The organism is Brevibacillus sp. AY1 (assembly GCF_029870785.1).
In the GTDB taxonomy this organism is placed as follows: domain Bacteria; phylum Bacillota; class Bacilli; order Brevibacillales; family Brevibacillaceae; genus Brevibacillus; species Brevibacillus invocatus.
The window spans coordinates 591,141-609,878 of sequence record NZ_JAFLPN010000001.1; the positions used below are offsets into that span (position 1 = coordinate 591,141).

An 18,738-nucleotide genomic window follows, 5' to 3' on the forward strand; every position below is an offset into this window, starting at 1 on the left:
CCGCATGAAATCTATAAAAGACCTGAACGCTGCATTATTTCGCAAGGTAGGAGTCACGCTGCTCACTTTGAGCTTAGTCGGGTGCGCATCGTCCAGTGGATCAGGAGGAGCGTCAGGCGAGGCTGGTCCCGAACTGGATTTGCTCAACGTGTCCTACGATCCTACGCGGGAGTTTTATCAGGATGTTAACAAAATGTTCATGGAAGAGTGGAATGAAAAAACGGGCCAGTCATTGACGATCAAACAATCACATGGCGGGTCAGGCAAACAGTCGCGTTCGGTGATTGACGGGTTGGAGGCAGATGTGGTGACGCTCGCACTGGCCTACGATATTGATGCGATGGCAGAGCGAGGACTTATTGCAGCAGATTGGCAAAAGAAACTTCCAGACAACAGCTCACCCTACACTTCCACGATCGTCTTCCTCACGAGAAAAGGAAACCCCAAGCAGATCAAAGACTGGGATGACCTGATCAAACCGGGTATCGCCGTCATTACCCCCAATCCCAAGACTTCTGGAGGAGCTCGTTGGAACTACCTGGCCGCATGGGGATATGCATTGAAGAAGCATCAAGGAGATGAAGCCAAAGCAAAGGAGTTCGTCACCAGCTTGTTCAAAAATGTTCCTGTTCTGGATTCGGGCGCGCGCGGCGCGACCACGACGTTTGTCGAACGCGGAATCGGAGACGTCTTGATCGCGTGGGAAAACGAGGCGTATCTTGCTGTCAACCAGCTTGGGCAAGACAAATTTGAAATTGTCAATCCGTCTATGAGTATTTTAGCCGAACCACCTGTCACCGTAGTGGACAAAAACGTGGTTAAACACGGAACGCGTCCTGTCGCTGAAGCATATTTGCAGTTCCTCTACAGTAAGGAAGGTCAGGAAATCGCCGCCAAGCATTATTATCGACCGCGCTCGGAAGAGGTTTTGAAAGCACATACGCCAGCATTTCCAGAGATCGAAATGTTTACGATCGACGAAGTATTTGGCGGATGGACAAAAGCACAAAAGCAGCATTTTGCCGATCAGGGAGTTTTTGACCAGATCTATAAACCATAAACACATGTATACAAGAGGAGCAACTTCATGAAAAGTAAATCATCGCGAAACAGAGGATTTCTGCCAGGCTTTGGTTTGACGATGGGTTATACCGTCATCTATCTTAGCCTCCTGGTGCTCATCCCGCTGTCAGTCCTGTTCTTGAAGGCTTCTACCATGAGCTGGGGTGAGTTCGTCGGCACCATTCTCGATGATCGTGTCTTGGCTTCCATTCGGGTTAGCGTCGTTACCTCTTTTTTGGCTGCATGCATGAATGCCGTTTTTGGTGTGTTGGTTGCGTGGGTGCTGGCTAGGTACCAGTTTGTGGGGAAAAGGTTTATCGATGGCATTGTGGATCTTCCGTTCGCTCTGCCCACGGCAGTGGGGGGAATCGCCCTGACATCGATCTATGCGGAAAATGGGTGGATCGGCCAGTATGCTGCGGAGTGGGGAATCGAGATTGCTTACACACCATTGGGTATCTGGGTTGCTCTTACGTTTATTGGGCTGCCATTCGTTGTGCGTACCGTCCAACCGGTACTGCAGGATTGGGATTTGCAAATGGAGGAAGCGGCTGCGACCTTGGGAGCAACACGTTGGAATACCTTTATCCGGGTGATATTACCCCATCTCTTGCCCGCAGTAATCACAGGGTTTGCTCTCGCTTTTGCCCGTGCTCTTGGAGAGTATGGTTCCGTCGTCTTCATCTCAGGGAACATGCCGCTCAAGACAGAAATCGTGCCATTACTGATCATGACCAAGTTGGAGCAGTTCGACTACGCTGGTGCAACTGCCATCGCGACCGTGATGCTGGTGGCTTCCTTCATCATGCTGTTGATCATTAACTATTTGCAGTGGCGAATTAATAAATTCGATGCTGCACGCTAGGAGGTGTAACCGCTGAAGCACATTACAGAATCTGCCGCGATTCGTTGGCTGCTGATCAGTGTTGCTCTGCTTTTTCTTGTGCTGTTTTTGATTTTGCCCTTGATCGCGGTGTTTATGGAGGCGTTCAAGCAAGGAACGGCTGTCTTCCTTTCAGCGATTATGGAGGAAGAGACGTTTTCTGCGGTGAAGCTGACTCTGCTGGTAGCAGCTATTACCGTCCCGCTTAACGTCACCTTTGGTGTGGCTGCAGCTTGGGCGATCGCCAAATTTTCCTTTCGAGGCAAAAACGTGCTCTTGACCCTGATTGATCTGCCATTTGCCGTTTCCCCCGTGATCGCGGGTCTGATTTTTGTGTTGCTATTCGGGAGTCAGGGGATCGCATATCCTTGGTTGGAGGCAAATGACATTAAGATCATCTTTGCTGTTCCGGGGATCATCTTGGCGACTACCTTTGTGACCTTTCCGTTTGTTGCAAGAGAGCTGATCCCAATCATGGAGGCGCAAGGAAAGGATGAGGAAGAGGCAGCTGTCTCGTTGGGAGCGAGTGGCTGGAAGACATTTTTACGCGTGACGCTTCCCAATGTCAAATGGGGGTTGCTGTATGGTGTGATTCTTTGCAATGCCCGAGCGATGGGCGAATTCGGGGCTGTTTCCGTCGTATCCGGGCATATTCGCGGCATGACCAATACCTTGCCCCTGCACGTCGAAATCCTCTACAACGAATATCAATTCGCGGCTGCGTTTGCTGTCGCCACGCTACTGGCAGCACTTGCCCTTGTCACCTTGATCATCAAGAGCCTGATTGAGTGGAAAACGCAGAGAGAGTCGGGAGGAGAACACGTTTAACTAACTGGTGTGAGGAGAGAGAACGGATGAGTATAGAGGTTGTGAATATCACAAAATCCTACAAGAACTTCACGGCTCTGAAGGAAGTAAGCCTGCACATTCCGGAAGGTGAACTGGTTGCGCTCCTGGGCCCATCCGGTTCTGGAAAAACAACCTTGCTTCGCTTGATCGCCGGACTGGAACAGCCTGATACCGGGGCTATCCTGTTTCATGGCGAGGACAACACCAATCGAGATGTGCGTGAACGTCAGGTAGGCTTTGTGTTCCAACATTATGCCTTGTTTCGGCATATGACGATTTTTGACAATATCGCATTTGGCCTCTCTGTTCGCAGCCGCAAGACAAGACCGAGCAAGCAGGAGATTAAGGAAAGAGTTCATTTGCTCCTTCGCTTGGTCCAACTGGACGGCTTGGCTCATCGTTATCCGTCCCAGCTCTCGGGAGGGCAAAGACAGCGTGTGGCATTGGCTCGCGCGTTGGCGGTGGAACCCAAATTTCTCTTGTTAGATGAACCGTTTGGTGCATTGGATACCAAAGTGAGGCAGGAGTTGCGGCGTTGGCTCCGTCATTTGCATGAGAAGCTTGGCTTGACCATCTTGTTCGTCACGCACGATCAGGAGGAAGCAATGGAGCTGGCTGACCAAGTTGTGGTCATGAATGAAGGGCGGGTGGAGCAAGTCGGCTCACCAGAGGAAATTTACCACTTGCCAGCCAATCCATTCGTCTACAGTTTTCTCGGCAGGGTCAATCTGTTTCGGGGGCGGATTCGCGATGGAAAAGTAAGACTGGGCGAAGCGGAATTTGAGACAGAGTGGGAGCATAATTCGGGTGAACTGCCGGCTGTAGGCTACATGCGGCCACACGATGTAGAAATCGCTCTAGCGCCAGGCGATGGTCACTTTGTTCAAGCGAGAATTCAACATATTTCACCGTTGGGTCCAATCGTCCGTCTGGATCTGAGAAGATTGGATACGGATGAGCTGTTTGAAGCTGAGATGAGCCGTCAGCGCTTTAGCGAGCTGCAAATCGAAGAAAAAAGCACCGTCTTCGTCAAGCTGAACAACCTTTCCTTTTATGTGGAGTCTCCCGCAGCGACCACTCCCCGTCCCACGTTTTTACCTATCCAAGCCAGCTTTTGAGTCATGAATATACAAAAAACCGGCCAACTCTCATGCTGTTGACCGGTTTTTTGCCTTTCGAAATAGGAGCTATTCGCCGCGCTGCTTGGAACGTGTCTCTTCTTTGCCAACTGTTGTGGAAGATCTGGTTTGCGACGGGTTTTCCTTGTTGCCCATCTCATTTTTTACACCGTTTTGCTTGGACATCGTGCTCCCTCCTTTCTGTCATGAGGTACAATTCCCAGCTAGGATGCCCTGATCCTGTCCATTCTATAGCGAGATGGGGCATCTCTTTTTGCCAAAATCACGTTTTTCTGATAAGATAAGTGTTTGAACGATTCGAAAAGGTAGGTATAGAGATGATAAGCACTCAGAACGTGACGCTTCGCTACGGCAAACGCGCCTTGTTTGAAGATGTATCCATCAAGTTTACTCCCGGTAACTGCTATGGTTTGATCGGTGCCAATGGTGCCGGTAAGTCTACATTCGTCAAAATTCTCTCCGGAGAGATCGAGCCTACCAGTGGTCACGTCTCTGTCACACCAGGAGAGCGCATTGCTGTTCTCAAGCAGAACCACTACGAGTTCGATGAATTCGAAGTGTTGAAGACGGTCATCATGGGTCATAAAAGACTTTATGAGATCATGGAACAAAAAAATGCACTATACATGAAGGAAGACTTCTCTGAAGCTGACGGCATCCTGGCCTCGCAGCTCGAAGGGGAGTTTGAAGAATTAAATGGTTGGATGGCAGAAGCGGATGCAGCGGGATTACTGATTGGCTTGGGAATCCCAACTGATCTGCACGACAAGAAGATGGAGGACCTGGCCGGTAATGAGAAGGTACGTGTCCTTTTGGCACAGGCCTTGTTTGGCAATCCACACATCTTGCTGCTGGATGAGCCAACCAACCACCTGGACATCGAGTCGATCCGTTGGTTGGAGAACTTCCTGATGGACTATGAGAATACCGTCATCGTGGTATCCCATGACCGTCACTTCTTGAACAAGGTATGTACGCACATCGCGGATATTGACTTCGGCAAAATCCAGATGTACGTGGGGAACTATGACTTCTGGTACGAATCCAGCCAATTGGCGCTGAAGATGGTTCGCGACCAGAACAAGAAGAAAGAAGAAAAAATGAAAGAGCTGCAGGAGTTCATTGCGCGCTTCTCGGCGAATGCCTCCAAATCCAAGCAAGCGACCTCGCGTAAAAAGCTGTTGGAGAAAATCAGCTTAGAAGATATTCGTCCATCGAGCCGCAAATATCCCTTCATCAACTTCAAGCCAGAACGTGAAGCGGGCAAAAACCTGTTGGCTATTGAAGGCTTGAGCAAAACGATTGAGGGAGAGAAGCTGTTTGAAAATCTTCATCTCGCCATTAACAAAGGAGATAAAGTGGCATTCGTCGGGCCGAATGAGCTGGCAAAAACCACGTTTTTCCGTATTGTGATGGGCGAAGTCGAGGCAGATAGCGGTACGTACGAGTGGGGCGTTACGACGTCTCAAGCGTACTTCCCGAAAGACAACTCGGAATACTTCGAGACGGACCTTAATCTGGTGGATTGGCTGCGCCAGTATTCGAAGGAGCAAGACGAAACCTTTATCCGCGGCTTCCTGGGACGTATGCTGTTCTCCGGGGATGAAGCCCTGAAGAAGGCCAATGTATTGTCCGGGGGAGAAAAAGTGCGTTGCATGCTTTCCAAGATGATGCTGGCAAGTGCCAACGTGCTGATCCTGGATGAGCCGACCAACCACTTGGACTTGGAATCGATCACGGCACTCAATAACGGTCTTATCGATTTTGATGGCACCATGCTGTTCGTATCGCATGACCACCAGTTCGTGCAAACGATCGCCAACCGGATCATCGAATTTACGCCAAAAGGTGTCATTGACAAGATGATGACCTACGATGAGTATCTCGAGAGCGACGAGATCAAACGTCTTCGTGACGAGCATTACGCGTAAGTAGAAAAAAGTAGCCCTTGATTACTGCCATAAAAAGGTAGTCAAGGGCTTTTTTTGCGTGGATCACGCTTCTTCGATAAACTCCACCTTATTCAGAAAGGCTTCCTTGCTTGGGTAAATGACCCGCTCCTTGCGAGGAAAAGTAAAATAGACCACGATGTACTGCTCATCTATGTATTCGACAATCCCACGCTTTTTCGGTCCTTCTTTCATCTTCACACGCTTGTTTAGCCATTTGTCCATTCGTCAAAACCTCCCGAAACTGTCCGATTCATTATAGCAGATTCTTGGACGTGTATTCATTCGGTAAGGCGTCTTGACCGGGAAAAGGAGACTAGTTGCTGGACGAGCGGAATACGATGTCAGTAAGGAGGCGAAGTCCAAGATGAACCAGATAGACGGGGCTTTTACCATTCAGCAAGACCGGTTGAAAAGACGAATTGAGGAATTGGCCGAGGTCGGAAAACTTGGAGAAACGGGTGTATGTCGGCAGGCCTTGTCGGCAGAAGACCGGGCCGGTGTGGAACTGGTGCGCGGGTGGATGGAGGAAGCGGGATTGCAGACACGGATCGATCACTTCGGCAATCTGATCGGGCGGTTGGACGGTCGTAATCCGGATGCCCCAATCCTGATGATCGGCTCCCATATTGATTCTCAGCCATACGGAGGACGATTTGACGGAACCATTGGGGTACTCGGAGGATTGGAAGTCCTGCAAACCATGAATGAGCGGGGAATTGTGCCTGATCAGCCCATCGAGGTCGTTGCCTTTTGCGATGAGGAGGGATGTCGGTTCCAGAAAGGTTTGTTCGGTTCTCGGGGAATCCTTGGTAAGCTGGAGCCAGACGAGCTGGAGCGCACGGACAAAAACGGGATCACACGCAGGCAAGCGCTACTTGATTTTGGATGTGATCCAGATAGATTTGAGGAATCTCTCTATGCACAGGGAAGGATCGGGGCTTACTTGGAGCTGCATATTGAGCAGGGCCCGATTCTCGATTTAATGGAGGAGCCAGTAGGAATCGTCTCGGCGATCTCAGGACCGCTCTGGTGGACAGTAGAAATGACAGGATTCGCTGGCCACGCCGGTTCGGTACCGATGCTTATGAGGCAGGATGCCTTGCTTGGCGCTGCAAAAGTGATCGTAGCTCTCAACGATTTGGCCAAACTCGATCCGGCAGCACCGACGGTCGGTACTGTAGGACATCTGCAGGTGTTTCCTGATTCGCGCAACATAATCCCTGAAAAAGTGAGCTTCACCGTTGATTTGCGTGATATTGATTTGCATAGGCGAGATCAGCGGGAGCAGGAATTGCGGCAGGAAATCGAACAGATCGCAATGCAGCATGGTTTACGCTATACCATTACGGAAGATACCAATAGTAAACCTCGCTATTGCGCCCCCTGGATCAAAGACATCATTCGCGAAGAAAGCACCAAACTAAATCTTCGTGCTCCAGAACTGATGAGTGGACCTTTTCATGATGCGCTAGCCCTTTCGTATGTATGTGATTACGCGATGATTTTTGTGCGCTGCCGTGATGGGATCAGCCACAATCCGAAAGAATATGCCAGTTACGAAGATATCGCCTGCGGTACAGAGCTGTTGTACAAAACCGTGCAGCGTATGTGCGCAACCTGACGAATTCTGGGAAAAATATACAAAGCGTGACGTGTTGAAAAAGTATGTTATAATGGCAACAACTGAATACCAGCCTTCAGGGTAGGGTGTAATTCCCGACCGGCGGTAATGACGAACGCACGTCTGAGCCCGCGACTCGCCGCTTGTTGTTTGGGCGGCGACTGACTTGGTGCAATTCCAAGGCCGACGGTAAAGTCCGGATGGGAGAAGGTATTTGGATTAGTCTTTTGGAGCTGTTTTTTTGAAAAACGGCTTGAAAAAGGCTTGATTTTCGATGCCCTGAGTAGATCTTGCTCAAGGGCTTTTTATTTTTTCAGAGAGGAGGGGCAAGGGTAAAGTCTGAATTTCATAGGCACAATCTTCAGGGCAAGGTGAAATTCCTGACCGGCGGTAATGGCGCAATGCGTCTGAGCCCGCGACTCGTCATCCAAGCGTGATCGGTTTGACGACTGATCTGGTGAAATTCCAGAGCCGACGGTAAAGTCCGGATGGGAGAAGATGAGTTGTGCTTTCTCTAGTCTTCGTTTTTGAAAAACGGCTAGAGCAAGGCTTCTTTCCCTATGCCCTGATACCTGAATGGTGTCGGGGTTTTCTTATTTCTTGCGACCGTGCCTAGAAAGGGAGAGGAATGGATGAAAACAGATATTGACTATATGAGCATGGCGATCGATTTGGCGAAATCTGCAAAAGGACAAACAAGCCCCAATCCACTCGTAGGAGCGATCGTTGTCAAAAATGGAACCATTGTAGGCATGGGTGCTCATCTGAGAGCAGGAGAGCCGCATGCGGAGATCCATGCGTTGAAGATGGCAGGAAATCAAGCAGTGGGCTCGACCCTGTACGTTTCCCTGGAGCCTTGCAGCCACCATGGAAAAACGCCCCCTTGTACCGATGCGATTCTATCTTCTGGCGTTCGAAAAGTCGTAGTGGCTACGAAGGACCCCAACCCTCTGGTAGCTGGTTCTGGTGTGGATAAGCTGAAAGAGGCTGGATTGGAAGTAGTCGTTGGAATCCAGGAGCAGGAAGCGATACAGCTGAACGAAGTTTTTTTCCATTACGTACAGACCAGCCGTCCTTTTGTCACGCTGAAGACAGCCAGTACACTGGATGGAAAAATTGCGACATGTACGGGGCATAGTCGGTGGATAACGGGTGTGGCATCGCGTGAAGAGGTGCATGATCTGCGAAGAATGCACGATGCCATTCTGGTTGGCGTCGGAACGGTATTGTCGGATGATCCGGAACTGACGGCTCGACATGCTGGATCCATAGCTGGAAAACAGCCGATCCGTATCATTCTGGATCGCCAGCTACGTACACCACTGAATGCCCGTGTCACGCAGTGTGAAGATGCGAAGACCTGGATCATAACCACTTCAGCATCAAGCCAGAAGAAGACAGAAGAACTTACCGCAAAAGGGGTAACGGTGATTACGCTTGATGGAGAACTTCAGATCGATCATGTTCTAGCCGTGCTTGGGGAGAGAGGGATTACCTCCCTGCTAGTAGAGGGTGGGGCAGAAATCAACGCCGCTTTTTTGCAAGCTAAGGCAATCCAAAAAATCATCAGCTATGTATCACTCAAGCTAGTGGGCGGCAAAGCAGCGCCCTCTATATTTGGCGGCATTGGATATGCCAGCATGGACGATGCTGTCAGATTGGTGCATACCGAGATTAAACCTATAGACGAACAAGACATCCGCATAGTCGGGTACCCGCAGTGGATGGTAGGAAGGGGGCAGTAACATGTTTACAGGCTTGGTAGAGGAGATCGGAATCGTAGAATCCATCACCGGAAATCAGGAGGCATGCCGTTTGCGAATTCGTGCTCAAAAGGTGCTGGAAGGAGTCAGTATTGGCGACAGCATCTCGGTCAACGGTATTTGCCTGACAGTGACCTCCTTTTCTTTGCGTCATTTTGAAGTGGATGTCATGCCTGAAACGCTTCGCCATACCAGTTTGCGACAGCTCCAGCGCGGCCAAAAGGTCAATCTGGAACGGGCCATGAAGCTCGGTGATCGTTTTGGCGGCCATCTTGTATCTGGACACGTGGATGGTACGGGAACCATTTTGTCTCTGCAGTTGCATGCCAATGCTGTACGGTTTCGAATTGAAGCGACAGCCGAACTGCTTAGGTACATCATTCCACGCGGCTCAATATGCATCGATGGCATTAGTCTGACGGTGGTGGATGTGAATGAATCGAGCTTTTCAGTCTCCATCATCCCGCATACGTTGGCTTCGACCAGTCTTCAGGACCGCAAACCAGGAGATCGGGTGAATCTGGAGGCAGACATGATCGGGAAATACGTGGAACGACTTTTGCTTCATCCGAGGAATGAACAAAAAGCGGACAAGCCACAAATGGCAAGCCAAAGCCGGCTGAATCTGTCTTTCTTGCAGGAAAACGGATTCGCCTAAAAGGAGGGAACCAGCAAAATGTTTCATCACATAGAGGAAGTGTTGAAAGATTTGCGTCAGGGCAAAGCAGTCATCGTGGTGGATGATGAGGATCGTGAAAATGAAGGTGATTTTGTCTGCATGGCAGAGTATGCGACACCTGAGATGATCAATTTTATGGTGACGCACGGACGGGGCCTGGTTTGTGTCCCTGTGACAGAGGAACACGCGGGGAGACTTCAGCTGAAACCGATGGTCGAAACCAATACGGACAAGCAGGGAACCGCATTCACCATCTCCATCGATGAAAGGAGTACGCATACCGGAATCTCTGCCCAGGAGCGTTCCGCCACCGTCCTCGCGATGCTGGATGAGTCCAAGCATGCTGATGACTTTCGGCGACCTGGTCATATTTTTCCGTTAGTAGCCAAGCGAGGTGGTGTTCTCCGAAGAGCTGGACATACAGAAGCAGCAGTTGATTTGGCACAGCTGGCAGGAGGTGTACCTGCTGGAGTCATCTGCGAAATCATGAATGAAGATGGCTCGATGGCGCGCCTGCCGCAGCTGGAAGAGATCGCACAACGCTTTGACCTCAAACTGATCAGCATAGCGGAACTGATCCGCTATCGGATGCAGACCGAGTCGTTGATAAAAAGGGAGGTAGTCGCCAAGCTGCCTAGCGCGTACGGAGATTTTCGCATCGCTGCCTACACGAATCAACTGGATGGCAAGGAGCATGTCGCCTTGATCAAGGGTGAGATTTCACCTGATGAGCCCATCCTGGTACGCGTCCATTCCGAGTGTCTGACAGGAGATGTATTCGGCTCATTGCGTTGCGATTGTGGACCACAGCTGCATGCGGCACTGGAGCAGATCGAGGCAGAGGGACGTGGCGTGCTTTTATACATGCGACAAGAAGGACGTGGGATCGGCTTGATCAACAAGCTCCGCGCCTATACCCTGCAAGAGCAAGGCATGGATACTGTTGAAGCCAATCAAAAGCTCGGGTTCGGTGCTGATTTGCGCGAGTATGGCATCGGTGCGCAAATATTGCGCGACTTGGGTGTGAACCGCATGCGTTTATTGACGAACAACCCGAGAAAAATTCGCGGGCTGGAAGGGTATGGATTGCATGTCTTAGAGCGTGTTCCGATTCAAATGCCTGAACATCCTCATAACAAGAAATACTTGACGACCAAGCAGGAAAAACTGGGTCATCTTCTACACTATTAATCACGAGGAGTGTGCAATAAATGAGAACATTTGAAGGAAATCTGGTAGGAACAGGATTGCGAATTGGCATAGTGGCTGGAAGATTTAATGAATTGATCGTCCAAAAGCTGGTAGGTGGCGCTTTGGATGCTCTCAAACGTCACGGGATTGAAGAGAAGCAGATCGATGTCGCCTGGGTACCGGGTGCCTTTGAAATCTCCTTGATTGCCAAAAAAATGGCAGAATCCGGCCGCTACGATGCCGTGGTGACCCTGGGCGCGGTGATTCGAGGTGCTACACCTCATTTTGATTACGTCTGCAGCGAATGCGCCAAAGGGGTTGCTGCTGCCTCCATGCAAACAGGCATACCGGTCATTTTCGGGGTGCTTACGACGGACTCCATCGAACAAGCGATCGAGCGAGCAGGTACCAAAGCGGGGAACAAAGGCTGGGATGCCGCTGTATCGGCGATTGAGATGGCGAATCTTTCCAAACAATTTTAATAATCTGAGCTGGAGTAATCGGGAATGATGGTAGAGGAGCGCCTCCTCCGTGTGTGGGGGTGCGCTCCTCCTGATTTCTTCGCGGCAACAAGTGTTGAAAGGAGAGACATTATAATCTGTTTTTGATATATTAAATCTGATGTACATATAGAGGATGCAAGGAGGAGCAGACATGAAAATGCGCGTATCTGCTGTGCAGTACCATTTGCACACCATACATACTTTTGAAGAATTTGCCCATCAGGTTGAACACTACGTCAAAAACGCTGACGAGTACGATACAGAGTTTCTGCTCTTTCCTGAACTCTTCACGACACAGTTGATGTCCATTGGAGATGAACAAGGCAATGCTTTGCCTATTACTGCCTTGCCGAACTTCACCGAGCAGTACGTCGAGTTGTTTCGTTCCCTAGCTGCCAAGTACCAGATGCATTTGATCGGCGGTACCCACATCATCGAAGAAAATGGCAAGCTGTACAATACGGCCTTTTTGTTTTATCCCGACGGACGTATCGGCCAGCAGAAAAAAATCCATATCACGCCTTGGGAAGTCAAGGGCTGGAATATGGGGGCGGGAGATTCGCTGCAAATCTTTGATACTGACAAAGGGAAAGTAGCCATGATCATCTGCTATGATATCGAATTTCCGGAATGGGTGCGGATCGCGAAAGCACGGGGTGCAGATGTCATTTTTTGCCCGTCCTGCACCGACGATCGCCATGCTTTCCATCGTGTGCGCTACACCTCCCATGCACGTACGATAGAAAATCAGGTCTATGTGGTACTGACCGGTACAGTTGGTTCTCTGCCTACCGTAGACTTTATGCGTGCGAACTTTGGACAAGCCGCAATCCTGACCCCGAATGATGTTCCCTTCCCGCCACGCGGCATCTTAGCAGAAGGTGAGCTCAACCATGACATGCTCGTCACGGCGGATCTGGATATTCAACTGCTGTATGATGTGCGTGAGAAGGGTTCGGTAACCACCTGGCGCGACAGAAGAACAGATCTCTACCCCGACTGGAATTGATTCCTTTTCCACTGGAGGATGATTATGTACCGGAAAGAGTTGTATGTTTTTGACGGTGACCAGCCTCGCCATGCGGTGATCCGTAACTATAGGAAGGCTGATTTTACCGAACTGATACGCATTCAGGCAGAAAGCTTTCCGCCGCCGTTTCCATCAGAGCTGTGGTGGAATGAAGAGCAATTGACGAACCATGTGACTCTGTTTCCGGAAGGCGCGATCTGTGTCGAAGTCGAAGGAGTTCTGGCTGGCTCTATGACGGCCTTGCTCGTTGCTTTTGACCCAGCGAATCCCGATCACAAGTGGGAAGAAATCACCGACAATGGATATATCCGCAATCATCTTCCAGAAGGGGATACCCTGTATATCGTGGACATTTGTATTCGTCCGAGCTACCGCAAGCTGAGATTGGGACAATGCATGATGCAGGCGATGTACGAGCTGGTGATTGAAAAAGGGCTCCAACGCCTCTTGGGTGGAGGTCGGATGCCGGGATACGGACGCTTTGCGGATCAAATGACACCGGAAGAGTATTTGGAACGTGTGGTCAAAGGGGAAGTAAAGGACCCGGTCATCACCTTTCTGATGCGCTGTGGTCGAACGCCCGTCAAGGTCGTAGCGGACTATCTGGAGGACGAGGAATCATGCAATTACGCGACATTGATGGAATGGAAAAACCCATTTATCCAAAATACAATCCCTTAGGGAGGACAAGAAACTATGGAATACATCCGCATTCAACACATCGATAACCCATTGTTTGCCAAAATGCACCGACTGATGCAAGAGGTATTTCCACCGGAAGAGGTACTGGATTACGATCTGTGGAAAGAGCCGCTCGAAGATCCAAGCATCCGCGTGTTTGTCGCCGTGCATGAAGGCGAAGTCGTAGGAGCGACGGAGTATCGGTACTACCCGGATATGAATGTAGCGATGACGGACTTTACCATTATTGGACGCGAAGGACTGGGCGTGGGTCGTTTTCTCGCCAAGAAGCGCGAGAAGGATTTGCTGGCTTTGGCTGCCGAGAATGGCAAAAGCCTGTACGGAATGTTTGCCGAGATATACGATCCGTACCGTGTAGAAGAGCATGCGTTTGGCGGCATTAAGCCGATGGATCCGTACGTTCGTCGGGAAGTGCTATCTCACTTGGGGTATAAACGTACGAACTTCGCGTATGTACATCCTTCCTGGCAAAATGATGGCGAGGCAGTATCTGGACTTGATTTGGGCTTTATGCCGATGGATGAGAATCAGGATTTCCTGGAGGCAGACTTGATTGTCACCTTCCTCAAGCGCTATTACGCAGTACTGCCGGAAAAACCGCAAGCTTGGCTGGATATGGTAGAAGCACTGTCATCCCAGGAAAAAGTGGAGCTTTTGCCGCTCTAATCACAGGCATGGTCGAAGAGGATGAACTCCTGATGGGTTGCGCGTTGTAAATCAGCAGCCTTTCAGGAGTTTTCTTCTCTGTGTCAAAGGAGGCTCTCGTGAAATCACAAAATCTTGCCGTTATTCTGATCTACATGGCTGTTCTATTTCATTTGCTCGCAATAAGCGGTTGGGTCAAAACCGAATTGCTTCAGCCGATGCAATTGGCTACGCTTGCCTTCATGCTGACAGCCCTGTTTGTATTGCGAAAAAAGAAGCGCAAGACCAAACGTCGTCCAAGAAAGCCTCCGGCAGAAGTGGGTGTTTTGTTGGAACGTGCTGACGAGGGCAAAGACCCTTAAGATCAGATTTTTTTGCTAGCTCAGAAGGACTTTTCATTTAGGGAAAGAAGTGCTTTTGAAAGAAGCAGAAACACCGGAACTCCACAGGTAGGGATATACCTGCGGTGTTTCTGAATATAATTTACAGAATATTAAAAACATATTGTTTGAGAGGGGGAGCCCATGACCAACAATCCCATTATTCGTGTTGAAGACATTTCATTTTCCTACAAGGTAAATCAGGATCAACAAATTCCTGTCCTGAAAAATGTTTCATTAGACGTGTATCCAGGTGAGTATCTGGCGATTATCGGTCATAACGGTTCCGGAAAATCCACTTTATCCAAACACCTGAATGGCATTCTGACACCGTCGGAGGGAGGTGTCTATGTAAACGGAATCGACACGCGCGACAGAATGCGCCTGCACGAGGTGAGAAGCAAGGTCGGCATGGTCTTCCAACATCCGGACAATCAGATCGTGGCGACGATTGTAGAGGATGATGTCGCATTTGGTCTGGAAAACATCGGGGTGGCTCCACAGGAAATGAAGGAACGCATCGATGCTTCTCTAGCTGCTGTTGGGATGAGCGAATTTCGCCATCGCCCGCCACATCATTTGTCTGGCGGACAAAAACAGCGGATTGCCATCGCGGGAATATTGGCAATGAGACCGCAGTGTGTCGTATTGGATGAGGCAACGAGCATGCTTGACAGCTACGGGCGCCAGGAAATATTGACTGTCATACGCAAGCTGCATGAAGAAGGAATGACGATCGTAACCGTGACGCACCACATGTCGGAAGTTACACAGGCAGATCGGGTCGTGGTGATGGAAGCAGGTCAGATCGTATTGCAGGGAACACCCCGTGAAGTATTTTCCCATCAAGCGCGGTTGCAGGAGCTGCATTTGGACGTTCCGGATGCGAGCCGTATCGCCGCTTATGTCCATGCTCAGTGTCCGTCATTTTCGGCCGACCTGATCGAAAACGACGAGGTGGTAGAGGAAGTTAATAGACATTCCATCCCGCAAGCGGAGGCGAGTGGCACATGAACCGACCCATCGTAGAAGTATCCGATCTCTCCCATACCTATATGCAGGGAACGCCGCTCGCGCATCGGGCTTTGAATCGTGTGAGTATGCAGGCTGCACAGGGTGAGTGTATCGCCATCATCGGACACACGGGTTCTGGGAAATCCACGCTGATCCAACACTTGAACGGATTGATTCGGCCCCAGGCGGGAAAAGTGATTGTCAATGGACTGGATGTCTCAGACCCCAAGGTAGACATCAAATTGCTGCGTCGTCAAGTGGGCCTCGTCTTTCAAAATCCGGAAGATCAGTTGTTTGAAAAGCTGGTCGGCGACGATATTGCCTATGGACCATTCAAGATGGGCTTGCCACTCGCAGAAGTGAAGGAGCGCGTCGAATGGGCGATGGAGCTGGTCGGTCTGTCCTTTGAGGAGATGAAGGATCGTCCTACCTTTGCCTTGAGTGGTGGGCAAAAACGCAAAGTAGCCTTGGCTGGCATGCTGGCTCTTCGTCCGAAAGTGCTGGTTTTGGACGAACCGACAGCCGGTTTGGACCCCAGGTCTAGGCAAGAGCTGTTGCAGCGGATTCGTAGACTCAATCAGGAAGAGCGGCTGACGGTGATTTTCGTATCGCACAATATGGAGGAGGTCGCGCAGCTCGCTGAGCGGGTTTATGTGATGGCGCTCGGGCAGATTGCCTGCGAGGGGACGCCGCGCCAGATTTTTGGCAATCAGGAGATCTTGCGTGAGCACCATATCGGAACCCCTGAAGCAGTCGACATCCTGTATAAGCTGCGCGAACAAGGCTACGGGGTTGATCCGGGAGCTTTTTTACCGGGGGAAGCGGCTGCGGAAATCCTGAAGCTGATCAACCGTTAGGGAGGGAGTACGATGTCAGCGGAATTTGAGTTGTCTCGCAATATTACGATTGGTCAATATTTACCCACCGATTCAGCGGTTCATCGTCTCGATCCCCGATTCAAGCTGGCAGCCTTTGTCATCCTGATACTGGCAATCGCAATCTGCAATACGTATGTAGGAAATCTGTTTGCTCTTGTTATATGTATCTCGATGTTTGCGGTCGCCAAAATTCCTCTCCACTACGGCATCTCCGGAATCAAACCAGCCATTCCTTTTATCATCATTCTCGCAACACTGCAGCTGCTGTTCTATGGAGAGATTGCCAATGGTGGAACGGTGTACGTTCAATACGGCTTTATTACGATTTCCTCAGAAAGTATACGACTTGTGCTGGTATCGGCAATGCGCTTCGTTGAGGTCATTTTTCTGTCGAGTGTCTTGACGCTGAGTACTTCCACGACAGAACTGACACACGGCATGGAGAGGCTGCTCGGACCTTTGCAAAAAGTGAAATTTCCGGTGCATGCGTTTGCCTTGATCATTACGATTGCCATCCGTTTTGTGCCCACGTTTGCGATGGAAATGGAAAAAATGATGAAAGCACAGGCGTCTCGTGGCGCTGAATTCGGGACGGGCGAATGGTGGCGCATTATACGGAGAACCAAAGATATGCTGCCGATTATCATCCCGCTCTTTAATGTAGCGCTTGCTCGGGCAGAAGATTTGATCTTGGCGATGGAAGCGAGATGCTATACGCCAGGCGCTTCCCGTACACAATATACGCACTATAAAGCCCAAGGGAAAGACTACGTCGCACTCCTCACAAGCATCGTGATTTCTGTCATAATGCTCGCCATCCCTTGGTAGACCTTGGGAATTCTCCCTGAACGGGGATTCCAAATAGATGTGAAGAAAAGAGGAGGAGTAGGGCATGGAGAAAGGCTTGACGGTACGAAGAATCGTAATCGCGGGTGTCTTGGGGGCAATTGCCATCCTGCTGGGTGTCACGCGGCTCGGCTACATCCCGGTACCTACGGCAGCAGGAAATGCAACGATTATGCACATTCCTGCAGTCATCGGCGGCATCATGGAAGGCTGGGGCGTCGGCATGATCATTGGTCTTATTTTTGGTGTATCCTCATTTTTAAATGCCACGGTCCCATTGTTCAAAGATCCGTTGGTAGCCATTCTTCCACGCTTATTTATTGGGGTGACTGCGTATTTTACTTATGTAGGGCTAAAAAGAACCAATGAGTATTTCGCGATTGGCGCAGCGGGCTTTGTCGGTGCCATGACGAACACGCTCTTGGTTTTGGGTATGGCTGTCATTCGCGGTTACATGACATTTGGGGTCGCGGCTACTGTAGCGCTGACCAGCGGCTTGCCTGAGGCGATCGTCTCGGTAATCGTGACGCTGGCTGTCGTCGCAACCTGGAAAAATCTCGTGAAGTCTGGAAAGCAAAAATCAAAAATCTCGGGGTGAATGTGTCAACATGACGGGAACGATTGTGGATGTGCCTGGCGTAATGGTCGGCCACGCACAGGAGCAGGAGGCATTGACGGGTTGCAGTGTCATTCTAGTGGATCAACCTTCCGTATGCGGCGTAGATGTCCGGGGTTCTGCCCCGGGCACACGCGAAACAGACCTATTGGACCCGTTAAATCTCGTCAGTGTGGTTCATGGCATCTGCTTGTCAGGTGGGAGCGCTTACGGTCTGGATGCGGCATCAGGCGTGATGCAGTGGTTGGAGGAAAAAAACAGAGGACTGGATGTCGGGTTTGGAATTGTTCCGATTGTACCTGCTGCTGTGCTATTTGATTTATCCGTAGGTGATCCGCGTATTCGCCCGGATCGAAGCATGGGGTATGAGGCTTGCTGTCAGGCTAATCGGAATGCAGTGCAGCAAGGAAATGTAGGAGCGGGTACAGGAGCCACAGTTGGCAAGCTGAACGGCTTTGAACGTGCCATGAAAGGTGGTCTTGGCTCCGCTTCTTTGCGCTTGGAAAATGGTCTGGTCGTAGGAGCAATCGTTGCTGTCAATGCTGTGGGGCATGTCATCGATCCGCGTACGAGTGAAATCCTCGCCGGTCCGCGCGATGAACAAGACCAAATCCTCGACAGTGTAGAACTGATGAAGGAGCATACCGTCTCTTTGATCCCGCCTGGCACCAATACGACGATTGCGGTCGTAGCGAGCAATGCCAGATTGAGCAAAGCAGAGGTGAAAAAAGTGGCCCAGATGGCGCACGACGGTCTCGCAAGAACGATCCGTCCCATCCACACGATGCACGATGGTGATACAGTTTTTGCTCTGGCGACTGGTGATTTGCCTGCACCGGTAGATTTGGTTGGAGCCCTTTCAGCAGACGTTTTGGCTGAAGCAGTCATTTCGGCAGTCAAGCACGCTACGCAAGCCGGAGGTCTGCCAGCACATCGGGATCTGAAGCGCTAATCCTGGATCAAGCATTGCAAACAGTGTGGCGAG

20 protein-coding genes and 2 riboswitches are annotated in these 18,738 nt (G+C 50.4%); of the genes, 19 read left to right on the forward strand and 1 reads right to left on the reverse strand.

The window, feature by feature from the left end; translation table 11 throughout:
• Positions 1-4: 4 nt before the first annotated feature.
• The 5 genes from JZI27_RS03120 to JZI27_RS03140 all read left to right on the forward strand — a co-directional run bounded on the left by JZI27_RS03120 (position 5) and on the right by JZI27_RS03140 (position 5,864).
• Positions 5-1,060, forward strand: coding sequence for a sulfate ABC transporter substrate-binding protein (locus tag JZI27_RS03120; RefSeq protein WP_280206756.1), 1,056 nt, complete (start codon positions 5-7; stop codon positions 1,058-1,060).
• A gap of 27 nt (positions 1,061-1,087) precedes the next feature.
• Positions 1,088-1,927 carry a sulfate ABC transporter permease subunit CysT gene (gene cysT / locus JZI27_RS03125; protein ID WP_280206757.1) on the forward strand — a complete coding sequence of 280 codons (840 nt, stop codon included), beginning with the start codon at positions 1,088-1,090 and terminating at the stop codon, positions 1,925-1,927.
• 12 nt (positions 1,928-1,939) lie between these two features.
• A complete protein-coding gene (cysW, locus tag JZI27_RS03130) occupies positions 1,940-2,773 on the forward strand; it encodes a sulfate ABC transporter permease subunit CysW (protein WP_057133966.1) in 834 nt (277 codons plus the stop codon).
• A 26-nt stretch (positions 2,774-2,799) separates the two neighbouring features.
• A complete protein-coding gene (locus JZI27_RS03135) occupies positions 2,800-3,912 on the forward strand; it encodes a sulfate/molybdate ABC transporter ATP-binding protein (RefSeq protein ID WP_057133964.1) in 1,113 nt (370 codons plus the stop codon).
• Positions 3,913-4,250: 338 nt separating this feature from the next.
• Positions 4,251-5,864 carry an ABC-F family ATP-binding cassette domain-containing protein gene (locus tag JZI27_RS03140; RefSeq protein ID WP_057134004.1) on the forward strand — a complete coding sequence of 538 codons (1,614 nt, stop codon included), beginning with the start codon at positions 4,251-4,253 and terminating at the stop codon, positions 5,862-5,864.
• 63 nt (positions 5,865-5,927) lie between these two features.
• Here JZI27_RS03140 and JZI27_RS03145 read toward each other — a convergent pair whose 3' ends face one another.
• The gene (locus JZI27_RS03145; RefSeq protein WP_057133962.1) at positions 5,928-6,107 is read right to left on the reverse strand and encodes a hypothetical protein; all 180 of its coding nucleotides are present in this window, start codon (positions 6,105-6,107) and stop codon (positions 5,928-5,930) included.
• Positions 6,108-6,249: 142 nt separating this feature from the next.
• Here JZI27_RS03145 and JZI27_RS03150 point away from each other — a divergent pair, with 142 nt between their 5' ends.
• The 14 genes from JZI27_RS03150 (at position 6,250) to JZI27_RS03215 (ending at position 18,705) form a co-directional block, all read left to right on the forward strand.
• Positions 6,250-7,506, forward strand: a complete 1,257-nt coding sequence (locus tag JZI27_RS03150; protein ID WP_280206758.1) for a M20 family metallo-hydrolase — start codon at positions 6,250-6,252, stop codon at positions 7,504-7,506.
• A gap of 68 nt (positions 7,507-7,574) precedes the next feature.
• A riboswitch (FMN riboswitch) is annotated at positions 7,575-7,722 on the forward strand.
• A 137-nt stretch (positions 7,723-7,859) separates the two neighbouring features.
• A riboswitch (FMN riboswitch) is annotated at positions 7,860-8,010 on the forward strand.
• Positions 8,011-8,138: 128 nt separating this feature from the next.
• Complete coding sequence (gene ribD, locus JZI27_RS03155) at positions 8,139-9,251, forward strand: bifunctional diaminohydroxyphosphoribosylaminopyrimidine deaminase/5-amino-6-(5-phosphoribosylamino)uracil reductase RibD (RefSeq protein WP_280206759.1); 1,113 nt, start codon at positions 8,139-8,141, stop codon at positions 9,249-9,251.
• A gap of 1 nt (position 9,252) precedes the next feature.
• Positions 9,253-9,927: a riboflavin synthase gene (locus tag JZI27_RS03160; protein ID WP_122908245.1), complete on the forward strand. Its 675-nt coding sequence runs from the start codon at positions 9,253-9,255 to the stop codon at positions 9,925-9,927.
• A gap of 18 nt (positions 9,928-9,945) precedes the next feature.
• Complete coding sequence (locus JZI27_RS03165; RefSeq protein ID WP_057133955.1) at positions 9,946-11,139, forward strand: bifunctional 3,4-dihydroxy-2-butanone-4-phosphate synthase/GTP cyclohydrolase II; 1,194 nt, start codon at positions 9,946-9,948, stop codon at positions 11,137-11,139.
• A 20-nt stretch (positions 11,140-11,159) separates the two neighbouring features.
• Complete coding sequence (gene ribH / locus JZI27_RS03170) at positions 11,160-11,621, forward strand: 6,7-dimethyl-8-ribityllumazine synthase (RefSeq protein ID WP_280206760.1); 462 nt, start codon at positions 11,160-11,162, stop codon at positions 11,619-11,621.
• 172 nt (positions 11,622-11,793) lie between these two features.
• The gene (locus JZI27_RS03175; protein ID WP_057133951.1) at positions 11,794-12,651 is read left to right on the forward strand and encodes a carbon-nitrogen hydrolase family protein; all 858 of its coding nucleotides are present in this window, start codon (positions 11,794-11,796) and stop codon (positions 12,649-12,651) included.
• A gap of 24 nt (positions 12,652-12,675) precedes the next feature.
• The gene (locus JZI27_RS03180; protein WP_057134002.1) at positions 12,676-13,353 is read left to right on the forward strand and encodes a GNAT family N-acetyltransferase; all 678 of its coding nucleotides are present in this window, start codon (positions 12,676-12,678) and stop codon (positions 13,351-13,353) included.
• Between the two features lie 15 nt (positions 13,354-13,368).
• Positions 13,369-14,040, forward strand: a complete 672-nt coding sequence (locus tag JZI27_RS03185) for a GNAT family acetyltransferase (protein ID WP_057133949.1) — start codon at positions 13,369-13,371, stop codon at positions 14,038-14,040.
• 98 nt (positions 14,041-14,138) lie between these two features.
• Complete coding sequence (locus JZI27_RS03190; RefSeq protein ID WP_251242820.1) at positions 14,139-14,381, forward strand: hypothetical protein; 243 nt, start codon at positions 14,139-14,141, stop codon at positions 14,379-14,381.
• A gap of 162 nt (positions 14,382-14,543) precedes the next feature.
• A complete protein-coding gene (locus tag JZI27_RS03195) occupies positions 14,544-15,413 on the forward strand; it encodes an energy-coupling factor transporter ATPase (RefSeq protein ID WP_251242819.1) in 870 nt (289 codons plus the stop codon).
• Entirely contained in the window at positions 15,410-16,270 is an 861-nt protein-coding gene (locus JZI27_RS03200; RefSeq protein ID WP_251242818.1) for an energy-coupling factor transporter ATPase, read from the forward strand. The genes JZI27_RS03195 and JZI27_RS03200 overlap by 4 nt, the downstream gene beginning before the upstream one ends.
• Before the next feature lie 12 nt (positions 16,271-16,282).
• The gene (locus tag JZI27_RS03205; RefSeq protein WP_057134073.1) at positions 16,283-17,119 is read left to right on the forward strand and encodes an energy-coupling factor transporter transmembrane component T family protein; all 837 of its coding nucleotides are present in this window, start codon (positions 16,283-16,285) and stop codon (positions 17,117-17,119) included.
• Between the two features lie 64 nt (positions 17,120-17,183).
• Positions 17,184-17,735 (forward strand): ECF transporter S component, encoded by a 552-nt coding sequence (locus JZI27_RS03210; RefSeq protein ID WP_057134074.1) that lies wholly within the window; start codon positions 17,184-17,186, stop codon positions 17,733-17,735.
• Positions 17,736-17,745: 10 nt separating this feature from the next.
• Complete coding sequence (locus JZI27_RS03215; RefSeq protein WP_251242817.1) at positions 17,746-18,705, forward strand: P1 family peptidase; 960 nt, start codon at positions 17,746-17,748, stop codon at positions 18,703-18,705.
• Positions 18,706-18,738: the final 33 nt, after the last annotated feature.

Excerpts from the sequence above, each read along its gene's own strand:
- JZI27_RS03210 (WP_057134074.1), top strand. The coding sequence starts at position 17,184 with ATGGAGAAAGGCTTGACGGTACGAAGAATCGTAATCGCGGGTGTCTTG.
- JZI27_RS03195 (WP_251242819.1), top strand. The coding sequence starts at position 14,544 with ATGACCAACAATCCCATTATTCGTGTTGAAGACATTTCATTTTCCTAC.
- JZI27_RS03215 (WP_251242817.1), top strand. The coding sequence starts at position 17,746 with ATGACGGGAACGATTGTGGATGTGCCTGGCGTAATGGTCGGCCACGCA.
- JZI27_RS03175 (WP_057133951.1), top strand. The coding sequence starts at position 11,794 with ATGAAAATGCGCGTATCTGCTGTGCAGTACCATTTGCACACCATACAT.
- JZI27_RS03135 (WP_057133964.1), top strand. The coding sequence starts at position 2,800 with ATGAGTATAGAGGTTGTGAATATCACAAAATCCTACAAGAACTTCACG.
- JZI27_RS03185 (WP_057133949.1), top strand. The coding sequence starts at position 13,369 with ATGGAATACATCCGCATTCAACACATCGATAACCCATTGTTTGCCAAA.
- JZI27_RS03165 (WP_057133955.1), top strand. The coding sequence starts at position 9,946 with ATGTTTCATCACATAGAGGAAGTGTTGAAAGATTTGCGTCAGGGCAAA.
- cysT (WP_280206757.1), top strand. The coding sequence starts at position 1,088 with ATGAAAAGTAAATCATCGCGAAACAGAGGATTTCTGCCAGGCTTTGGT.
- JZI27_RS03205 (WP_057134073.1), top strand. The coding sequence starts at position 16,283 with ATGTCAGCGGAATTTGAGTTGTCTCGCAATATTACGATTGGTCAATAT.
- ribH (WP_280206760.1), top strand. The coding sequence starts at position 11,160 with ATGAGAACATTTGAAGGAAATCTGGTAGGAACAGGATTGCGAATTGGC.
- JZI27_RS03180 (WP_057134002.1), top strand. The coding sequence starts at position 12,676 with ATGTACCGGAAAGAGTTGTATGTTTTTGACGGTGACCAGCCTCGCCAT.
- JZI27_RS03200 (WP_251242818.1), top strand. The coding sequence starts at position 15,410 with ATGAACCGACCCATCGTAGAAGTATCCGATCTCTCCCATACCTATATG.
- ribD (WP_280206759.1), top strand. The coding sequence starts at position 8,139 with ATGAAAACAGATATTGACTATATGAGCATGGCGATCGATTTGGCGAAA.
- JZI27_RS03145 (WP_057133962.1), bottom strand. The coding sequence starts at position 6,107 with ATGGACAAATGGCTAAACAAGCGTGTGAAGATGAAAGAAGGACCGAAA.
- JZI27_RS03160 (WP_122908245.1), top strand. The coding sequence starts at position 9,253 with ATGTTTACAGGCTTGGTAGAGGAGATCGGAATCGTAGAATCCATCACC.
- JZI27_RS03140 (WP_057134004.1), top strand. The coding sequence starts at position 4,251 with ATGATAAGCACTCAGAACGTGACGCTTCGCTACGGCAAACGCGCCTTG.
- JZI27_RS03120 (WP_280206756.1), top strand. The coding sequence starts at position 5 with ATGAAATCTATAAAAGACCTGAACGCTGCATTATTTCGCAAGGTAGGA.
- JZI27_RS03150 (WP_280206758.1), top strand. The coding sequence starts at position 6,250 with ATGAACCAGATAGACGGGGCTTTTACCATTCAGCAAGACCGGTTGAAA.